Annotated in this window: 6 protein-coding genes, 1 tRNA gene and 3 rRNA genes; 6 read left to right on the top strand and 4 right to left on the bottom strand. The window is 50.5% G+C overall.

The features are described 5' to 3' along the window. The first annotated feature begins 5 nt into the window (after window positions 1-5). From C3432_RS24685 to C3432_RS24715, 6 genes are all read left to right on the top strand, one after another. Window positions 6-3119: an efflux RND transporter permease subunit gene (locus tag C3432_RS24685; protein WP_103779872.1), complete on the top strand. Its 3114-nt coding sequence runs from the start codon at window positions 6-8 to the stop codon at window positions 3117-3119. 256 nt (window positions 3120-3375) lie between these two features. Next, entirely contained in the window at window positions 3376-3597 is a 222-nt protein-coding gene (locus C3432_RS24690; RefSeq protein WP_103779874.1) for a hypothetical protein, read from the top strand. Between the two features lie 442 nt (window positions 3598-4039). Next, window positions 4040-5065 (top strand): amino acid ABC transporter substrate-binding protein, encoded by a 1026-nt coding sequence (locus C3432_RS24700; protein ID WP_103779878.1) that lies wholly within the window; start codon window positions 4040-4042, stop codon window positions 5063-5065. A gap of 69 nt (window positions 5066-5134) precedes the next feature. Next, the gene (locus C3432_RS24705; RefSeq protein ID WP_103779880.1) at window positions 5135-6316 is read left to right on the top strand and encodes an amino acid ABC transporter permease; all 1182 of its coding nucleotides are present in this window, start codon (window positions 5135-5137) and stop codon (window positions 6314-6316) included. 9 nt (window positions 6317-6325) lie between these two features. After that, window positions 6326-7429, top strand: a complete 1104-nt coding sequence (locus C3432_RS24710) for an amino acid ABC transporter permease (RefSeq protein WP_103779882.1) — start codon at window positions 6326-6328, stop codon at window positions 7427-7429. Window positions 7430-7436: 7 nt separating this feature from the next. After that, entirely contained in the window at window positions 7437-8195 is a 759-nt protein-coding gene (locus C3432_RS24715) for an amino acid ABC transporter ATP-binding protein (RefSeq protein ID WP_103779884.1), read from the top strand. 60 nt (window positions 8196-8255) lie between these two features. Here C3432_RS24715 and rrf (C3432_RS24720) read toward each other — a convergent pair. The 4 genes from rrf (C3432_RS24720) to C3432_RS24735 all read right to left on the bottom strand — a co-directional run. Next, window positions 8256-8371, bottom strand: a 5S ribosomal RNA gene (gene rrf, locus C3432_RS24720). Window positions 8372-8410: 39 nt separating this feature from the next. Beyond that, a tRNA-Thr gene (locus tag C3432_RS24725) sits at window positions 8411-8486 on the bottom strand. A gap of 14 nt (window positions 8487-8500) precedes the next feature. Further along, a 5S ribosomal RNA gene (gene rrf / locus C3432_RS24730) occupies window positions 8501-8616 on the bottom strand. A 100-nt stretch (window positions 8617-8716) separates the two neighbouring features. Further along, window positions 8717-8986: ribosomal RNA gene (locus C3432_RS24735) — 23S ribosomal RNA — on the bottom strand; the annotation flags it as partial.

Here is an 8986-nt window from a genome sequence, read left to right on the forward strand (position 1 = left end):
CGGACATGGCTAACTTTTTTATCAATCGCCCTATTTTTGCCTGGGTTCTGGCCATCATTCTGATGATGGCAGGGGCTCTGGCAATCATGCAACTGCCCGTTGCACAGTATCCGACCATTGCGCCTCCGGCCGTCGCAATCTCCGCCAACTATCCAGGCGCGGATGCACAGACGGTACAGGATACGGTTACGCAGGTTATCGAACAGAACATGAACGGTATCGATAACCTGATGTATATGTCCTCCACCAGCGATTCCTCCGGGAGCGTCACCATTACTCTGACTTTCGAGTCGGGTACTGACCCGGATATCGCACAGGTTCAGGTGCAAAACAAATTACAGTTAGCGATGCCGTTACTGCCTCAGGAAGTACAGCAGCAGGGGATCAGCGTCGAGAAATCCAGCAGCGGTTTCCTGATGGTGGCGGGTTTTGTCTCCGATAATAACAATCTGACGCAGGATGATATTTCCGACTATGTGGCGTCTAACGTTAAAGATACAATAAGCCGAACAGCCGGTGTCGGCGATGTCCAGATGTTTGGTGCACAGTACGCAATGCGCATCTGGCTCGACAGCAACGCAATGAACAAATATCAGTTGACCCCGCTGGACGTTATCAATCAACTGAGAACGCAAAACAATCAGATTGCCGCAGGCCAGTTGGGAGGCGCACCATCCGTCCAGGGTCAGCAACTTAATGCCTCCATTATTGCTCAGACACGCCTGAGAACGCCGGAAGAGTTTGGCCGCATAACGCTGAAGGTGAGCCAAAATGGCTCGATGGTTCACCTCAGAGATGTAGCCCGCATCGAACTCGGCGGCGAAAACTATAACATGGTGACGAAAATTAATGGTCAGCCCGCAACAGGTCTGGGCATTAAGCTGGCGACCGGTGCAAACGCGCTGGATACTGCCGCAGGCGTCAAAGCAAAGCTGGCTGAGTTACAACCTTTCTTCCCGCAAGGTTTGCAAGTGGTTTACCCCTATGACACCACACCATTTGTAAAAATCTCGATTAACGAGGTGGTGAAAACGCTGTTTGAAGCCATCATCCTCGTGTTCCTGGTGATGTACCTGTTCCTGCAAAATCTGCGCGCCACGCTGATTCCAACTATCGCAGTGCCTGTCGTACTGTTGGGAACATTCGCGATCCTCGCCGCATTCGGATTCTCCATCAACACGCTAACGATGTTTGGAATGGTGCTGGCCATCGGCCTGCTGGTCGATGACGCCATCGTGGTAGTAGAAAACGTCGAACGCGTCATGGCGGAAGAGAAACTGCCGCCCAAAGAGGCGACGCAGAAATCCATGGTCCAGATCCAGGGCGCGCTGGTCGGGATCGCGATGGTGCTCTCGGCGGTATTTATCCCCATGGCGTTCTTTGGCGGCTCGACCGGCGCCATTTACCGCCAGTTCTCTCTGACCATTGTTTCAGCAATGGCGCTTTCTGTTCTGGTCGCCCTCATTCTGACGCCAGCGCTTTGCGCGACGCTGCTAAAACCCGTTCCTGCCGGGCATGATGAAAAGAAAGGCGGTATTTTCGGATGGTTTAACGCCCTGTTCGATAAAAGCGTCGGGCATTACAGCAATAGCATCAGCGGTATTCTGCGCAAAACCGGACGCTACTTGTTGCTATATGTTCTTATCGTCGGCGGAATGGCTGTTCTGTTTTTACGCCTCCCCACCTCCTTCTTGCCCGATGAGGATCAGGGGGTCTTTATGACAATGGTGCAACTTCCTGCCGGTGCAACACAGACGCGCACACAGCAGGTGCTGGATCAGATTCAGAATTACTACCTGAACCAGGAAAAAGCTAACGTAAAATCGGTATTCACCGTTAATGGCTTCAGCTTTAGCGGCCAGGGACAGAACTCCGGTATCGTCTTTATTAGCCTCAAACCATGGGAAGAACGTTCGGGCGATGAAAACGGCGTGACGGCTATCGTCGAACGTGCGACCAGGGCGTTCAGCCAGATCAAAGATGGACTGGTGTTCCCGTTCAACATGCCTGCCATTCTTGAACTGGGTACCGCGACCGGCTTTGATTTTCAGTTAATTGATCAGGCTAACCTCGGTCATACAGAACTGACGAAAGCCCGGAACCAGCTGTTGGGTATGGTGAGAGAACATCCGGACCTACTGGTGCGTGTGCGCCCTAACGGTCTGGAAGATACTCCGCAATTTAAGCTGGATATTGATCAGGAAAAAGCCCAGGCGTTAGGCGTAAGTCTGTCGGATATAAACCAAACGATTTCCACGGCCCTTGGCGGCACCTATGTGAACGATTTTATCGATCATGGCCGGGTGAAAAAGGTATACGTTCAGGCTGACGCGCCGTTCCGTATGTTACCCAACGACATCAACAATCTCTACGTACGTAGTGGGAATGGTGAAATGGTGCCATTCTCTGCGTTCAGTTCGTCGCACTGGATTTATGGTTCGCCGCGTCTGGAACGTTACAACGGCATGCCCTCAATGGAAATACTGGGAGAGGCCGCACCGGGTCGTAGCACCGGTGAAGCCATGACGCTAATGGAAAACCTGGCGGCACAACTGCCAGCTGGTATCGGCTATGACTGGACGGGGATGTCATATCAGGAACGGCTCTCCGGCAATCAGGCACCTGCGTTATACGCTATTTCGTTAATCGTCGTATTCCTGTGTCTCGCCGCATTGTATGAGAGCTGGTCTGTTCCATTTTCTGTCATGTTGGTTGTACCGCTCGGCGTGGTCGGTGCGCTTCTGGCCGCATCCATACGCGGTCTGAATAACGACGTTTACTTCCAGGTAGGTCTGCTGACTACCATCGGTCTTTCCGCCAAAAATGCCATCCTGATCGTGGAGTTTGCCAAAGATCTGATGGAGAAAGAAGGCAAAGGGTTAATTGAAGCCACCCTTGAAGCTTCTCGTATGCGTCTTCGCCCTATTCTGATGACCTCGCTGGCCTTTATTCTGGGGGTAATGCCGTTGGTTATCAGTCGTGGCGCAGGTAGCGGCGCGCAAAACGCAGTGGGTACCGGAGTTATGGGGGGAATGCTGACAGCAACACTGCTAGCTATCTTCTTTGTTCCGGTCTTCTTCGTTGTCGTCAGACGTCGATTTAACCGACGTCAGGACTAAAAATTAAAAATCAGACGCCTTCGGGCGTCTTTTTTTACATAGCAACGGCCTTAATTATTAATAACATAGTCACGCCAGGCATCCCGGGTATTCTTTCTTACGTTCACTTTCTCCATTATTTTTACAATTCACATGAATTGAGATTATTCCACATGTATGTCTTTTTTTAAGTGGTGGTAAAATAAACGCTGGGTTCGCAACAAGTCTGGCATTTGCTCAGCTGGATTTGGCGAAACGCTTATTTTGAGGTAACACCATGAAAAGATTAATTTCAGTTGCACTGCTCACCGCATTGCTGGTGGGTTGTGCACACGATTCACCTTGCGTGCCTGTTTATGACGATCAGGGTCGACTGGTTCACACAAATACCTGCATGAAAGGTACCACTCAGGATAACTGGGAAACGGCTGGCGCGATTGCGGGTGGCGCTGCGGCACTTGCTGGCCTGACGTTGGGGATCGTTGCATTGACCAAATAACATCATTCAGAGTGCGGCATCGTCGCACTCTGAATCAGATATATTGTTGATAAGACAAACGGTTGGGAAATACCGTTCTCTTTTAGAATTAAAAGATAGATTTTAAGCACCTTTTTTCTCGAAAAACCTGGCGATATTCTTTCTACGGAATCTCTTTCGTATTACTCACGCTGTCGATATTCACGCCCGCAACGGTTATTCAACACATTTCCTGCTCAATAAAATATTTTGCTCCAAAATGTGGCTTACGTTTCAATTTCGCCCCATTTAGGGGCGCTGCATTTATTTTTTCCTGTCTACACTCTGCTTATTGCGTCGAACTTCCGTACGCAAAAACTGGCACTACCTTTGCTTAAACGAGTATGGCCCTGGCCACAGGCAGGTAAAAGACGTTCTCTGAACAACTTTCTATAACGATAATTTTCGCCACACAGGATGCATTATGAAAAAGATGATGATCGCCACACTGGCAACAGCCAGTGTGCTGCTTGCTGTTGCAAATCAGGCACATGCTGGCGCAACGCTGGATGCCGTTAAGAAAAAAGGGTTTGTACAATGTGGTATCAGCGATGGTTTGCCGGGTTTTTCTTACGCGGATGCAGACGGTAAATTCTCAGGCATTGATGTGGATGTTTGTCGTGGCGTCGCCGCTGCCGTATTAGGTGATGATACAAAAGTAAAATATACCCCGCTTACTGCTAAGGAACGCTTTACTGCCCTCCAGTCCGGCGAAGTTGATTTACTCTCCCGGAATACCACCTGGACCTCCTCTCGCGATGCCGGGATGGGCATGTCTTTTACAGGTGTAACCTATTACGATGGCATTGGTTTTCTTACCCACAATAAAGCGGGTCTCAAGAGTGCCAAAGAACTGGACGGCGCTACCGTGTGCATTCAGGCGGGAACCGATACAGAACTTAATGTGGCCGATTACTTTAAGGCCAATAAGATGAAATATACCCCGGTTACTTTTGACCGCTCAGATGAATCAGCCAAAGCACTTGAGTCTGGTCGTTGCGATACGCTGGCTTCCGACCAGTCTCAGCTGTACGCCCTGCGAATCAAGCTGAGTAATCCTGCGGAGTGGATTGTCCTGCCAGAAGTTATTTCTAAAGAACCGCTGGGACCAGTGGTACGCCGCGGTGACGATGAGTGGTTCTCCATTGTTCGCTGGACGCTGTTCGCCATGCTGAATGCGGAAGAAATGGGTGTTAACTCGAAGAACGTGGATGAGAAGGCTGCTAATCCAGCAACGCCGGACATGGCGCATCTACTGGGAAAAGAGGGGGATTACGGTAAAGATCTGAAGCTTGATAACAAATGGGCGTACAACATTATTAAGCAGGTCGGTAACTATTCGGAGATCTTTGAACGCAATGTCGGATCGGAAAGTCCGCTGAAGATCAAACGTGGTCAGAACAATCTCTGGAATAACGGCGGTATCCAATACGCACCACCTGTGCGTTAAACCGCTGTGATGTAACGGACGCCGCTACAGCGGCGTTCAGTCCGGAGTTATGGTTACCGAGGTTTTCTTATGTTCCATAATCGCTCAACTGTAAAAGGAACGCTCTCCTTTTCTAACCCTGCGATCCGCGCCTGGCTATTTCAGCTCCTCGCCGTTATTGCGGTTGCCAGTATTATTATCTACTTAATTCATAACACCGTTAATAACCTGAGCAACCGTGGCATTACTTCAGGTTTTGCTTTTCTCGATCGCAGCGCCGGATTTGGTATTGTCCAGCATTTAATTGACTACGAACAAGGAGACACCTATGGTCGCGTCTTTTTGGTCGGCTTACTCAATACGCTGCTGGTCTCTGCGTTGTGCATTGTTTTTGCCTCTTTCATCGGCTTTTTTCTTGGGTTAGCACGCCTGTCTGATAACTGGCTTCTGCGAAAACTGTCCACGGTCTATGTTGAAACGTTCCGCAATATCCCACCTCTCCTGCAAATTTTCTTCTGGTACTTTGCCGTGTTACGTAATCTGCCAGGCCCGCGACAGGCGGTGAGTGCGCTCGATGTGGTCTTTCTCAGTAACCGGGGGCTTTATATTCCTGCTCCGCAGATGGGAGAGGGAATGCCTGAACTAGCGGGAGCCGTCGTTATTGCGATTGCCATATCCGTTGGGCTTTTTCGCTTTAATAAAATCCATCAGGCAAAAACGGGACAGCTACGCAAAACCTGGCCTGCCGCAGTGGGGCTTCTCATATTACTCCCTTTGTTGGCACACTGGTTTTTTGGTGCCGCAGTGCACTGGGATGTACCAGAGCTAAGGGGCTTCAACTTTCGCGGTGGTATGGCGCTGATCCCCGAACTGGCAGCGCTGACGCTCGCGCTCTCTGTTTATACCTCTGCATTTATTGCTGAAATCATTCGCGCAGGAATTCAGGCCGTACCTTATGGCCAACATGAAGCAGCACGATCGCTGGGATTACCGAATACGGTGACGCTACGTCAGGTCATCATTCCTCAGGCGCTACGGATCATTATTCCCCCGCTAACCAGCCAGTATCTCAACATTGTGAAGAACTCGTCGCTTGCCGCTGCAATTGGCTATCCGGATATGGTTTCTCTGTTTGCCGGTACCGTACTTAATCAGACAGGTCAGGCCATTGAAACTATTGCTATCACTATGTCGGTCTACCTGATCATCAGTCTGAGCATTTCACTGCTGATGAATATCTACAACCGTCGGATTGCACTGATCGAGCGCTAAGGAACTATGATGACAAAAGCTCTGCTGTCTCATCCCGTGCGCCCAGCCAGTAAAGGCGCGGGTCGCTCGTGGCAATGGATGCGCAAGAATCTGTTTTCCAGTTGGTCCAATAGTCTACTGACAATCTTTTGTTTATGGCTGATGTGGGTACTTATCCCGCCGCTGCTGAACTGGGCATTTCTGCAGGCCAACTGGGTGGGATCAACTCGCGCCGACTGTACAAAGACCGGTGCCTGCTGGGTTTTCATCCATGAGCGTTTTGGCCAGTTTATGTATGGACTCTACCCGCACGATCAGCGCTGGCGCATAAATCTGGCCCTGATCGTCAGCCTGTTATCCATTATTCCTATGTTCATCAGAGCGATTCCTCATCGCGGGCGCTATATCGCTATCTGGGCCGTTATCTACCCCATCATCGTATGGTGGCTGATGTATGGTGGATTTCTCGGACTGGAGCGCGTTGAAACCCGGCAATGGGGAGGACTGACGCTAACGTTAATCATCGCCTCCGTTGGGATAGCCGGAGCGCTTCCGTGGGGAATATTACTGGCGCTGGGACGGCGCTCCCGTATGCCTGTCGTACGGGTCCTGTCCGTTATTTTTATCGAATTCTGGCGCGGCGTACCGTTAATTACCGTGTTGTTTATGTCCTCTGTGATGTTGCCACTGTTTATGTCGGAAGGAAGTAGTATCGACAAGCTGATCCGCGCACTGGTTGGGGTGATCCTCTTTCAGTCAGCCTACGTCGCGGAAGTCGTTCGTGGAGGGCTCCAGGCTTTACCAAAAGGACAGTATGAAGCAGCAGAATCTCTTGCCCTGGGTTACTGGAAAATGCAGGGATTGGTTATCTTACCGCAGGCGCTGAAGCTGGTGATCCCCGGCCTGGTAAACACCATCATCGCACTGTTTAAAGATACCAGCCTGGTTATCATCATCGGTCTGTTCGATCTCTTTAGTAGCGTCCAGCAGGCAACCGTCGATCCCGCCTGGCTGGGCATGTCCACAGAAGGGTACGTTTTTGCCGCCCTGATTTACTGGATTTTTTGTTTCAGCATGTCGCGCTATAGCCAACATCTGGAAAATCGCTTTAACACCGGGCGTACGCCGCACTGAGGATCCTATGAGCCAACGATTAATACAACCAGCCGACGCAATGATCACACTGGAGAACGTCAACAAATGGTACGGGCAATTCCAGGTTCTGAAGGATATCAATCTAAATGTGAAACAGGGGGAGCGAATCGTTCTGTGCGGGCCTTCTGGCTCAGGGAAATCCACAACAATTCGCTGTATTAACCATCTGGAAGAGCATCAGCAGGGACGTATCGTAGTGGATGGCGTTGAGCTTAATAATGACATCCGCAACATTGAACGCGTCCGCCAGGAAGTCGGAATGGTCTTCCAACATTTCAACCTTTTCCCCCATTTGACGGTTTTGCAAAACTGCACGCTGGCACCCATTTGGGTGCGTAAGATGTCAAAAAAAGAGGCTGAATCTCTGGCCATGCACTACCTGGAACGTGTACGTATCGCTGAACATGCCCACAAGTTTCCCGGGCAAATATCTGGTGGTCAACAGCAGCGCGTAGCTATTGCGCGCTCGTTGTGCATGAAGCCGAAAATAATGCTGTTTGATGAGCCGACCTCTGCGCTGGATCCGGAGATGGTAAAAGAGGTACTGGATACTATGATAGGTTTGGCGCAATCTGGCATGACTATGCTTTGCGTCACACATGAGATGGGGTTTGCAAGAACTGTAGCTGACCGGGTGATCTTTATGGATCGAGGTGAAATTGTTGAGCAGGCACCACCAGAGACGTTTTTCGCTCAACCAAAATCAGAACGTACGCGTGCATTTTTATCACAGGTCATTCATTGAATTTCCTGAACCAGAATGCAAAAAGGCCATCCTGACGGATGGCCTTTTCACTTGTTTGATGTCTGGCAGTTCCCTACTCTCGCATGGGGAGACCCCACACTACCATCGGCGCTACGGCGTTTCACTTCTGAGTTCGGCATGGGGTCAGGTGGGACCACCGCGCTGTTGCCGCCAGACAAATTCTTTTCTACTGTGCCGAACTTTAACCGAATAAGTGGTGCTGATACCCAGAGTCGAACTGGGGACCTCACCCTTACCAAGGGTGCGCTCTACCAACTGAGCCATATCAGCACGCTTAATTTGATGCCTGGCAGTTCCCTACTCTCGCATGGGGAGACCCCACACTACCATCGGCGCTACGGCGTTTCACTTCTGAGTTCGGCATGGGGTCAGGTGGGACCACCGCGCTGTTGCCGCCAGGCAAATTCTGTCTGTCAACACGCATTCCTGCGCATCAACTAATCTGTATCAAACTGAATATTGTTTCTGTCTCTCATCCGCCAAAACATCTTCGGCGTTGTAAGGTTAAGCCTCACGGTTCATTAGTACCGGTTAGCTCAACGCATCGCTGCGCTTACACACCCGGCCTATCAACGTCGTCGTCTTCAACGTTCCTTCAGGACTCTTTAAGAGTCAGGGAGAACTCATCTCGGGGCAAGTTTCGTGCTTAGATGCTTTCAGCACTTATCTCTTCCGCATTTAGCTACCGGGCAATGCCATTGGCATGACAACCCGAACACCAGTGATGCGTCCACTCCGGTCCTCTCGTACTAGGAGCAGCCCCCCTCAAT

Origin of the sequence: Citrobacter amalonaticus, from assembly GCF_002918555.1 — a bacterium.
Classification (GTDB): Bacteria; Pseudomonadota; Gammaproteobacteria; order Enterobacterales; family Enterobacteriaceae; genus Citrobacter_C; species Citrobacter_C amalonaticus_A.

Excerpts from the sequence above, each read along its gene's own strand:
- C3432_RS24710 (WP_103779882.1), top strand. The coding sequence starts at position 6,326 with ATGACAAAAGCTCTGCTGTCTCATCCCGTGCGCCCAGCCAGTAAAGGC.
- C3432_RS24700 (WP_103779878.1), top strand. The coding sequence starts at position 4,040 with ATGAAAAAGATGATGATCGCCACACTGGCAACAGCCAGTGTGCTGCTT.
- C3432_RS24690 (WP_103779874.1), top strand. The coding sequence starts at position 3,376 with ATGAAAAGATTAATTTCAGTTGCACTGCTCACCGCATTGCTGGTGGGT.
- C3432_RS24705 (WP_103779880.1), top strand. The coding sequence starts at position 5,135 with ATGTTCCATAATCGCTCAACTGTAAAAGGAACGCTCTCCTTTTCTAAC.
- C3432_RS24685 (WP_103779872.1), top strand. The coding sequence starts at position 6 with ATGGCTAACTTTTTTATCAATCGCCCTATTTTTGCCTGGGTTCTGGCC.
- C3432_RS24715 (WP_103779884.1), top strand. The coding sequence starts at position 7,437 with ATGAGCCAACGATTAATACAACCAGCCGACGCAATGATCACACTGGAG.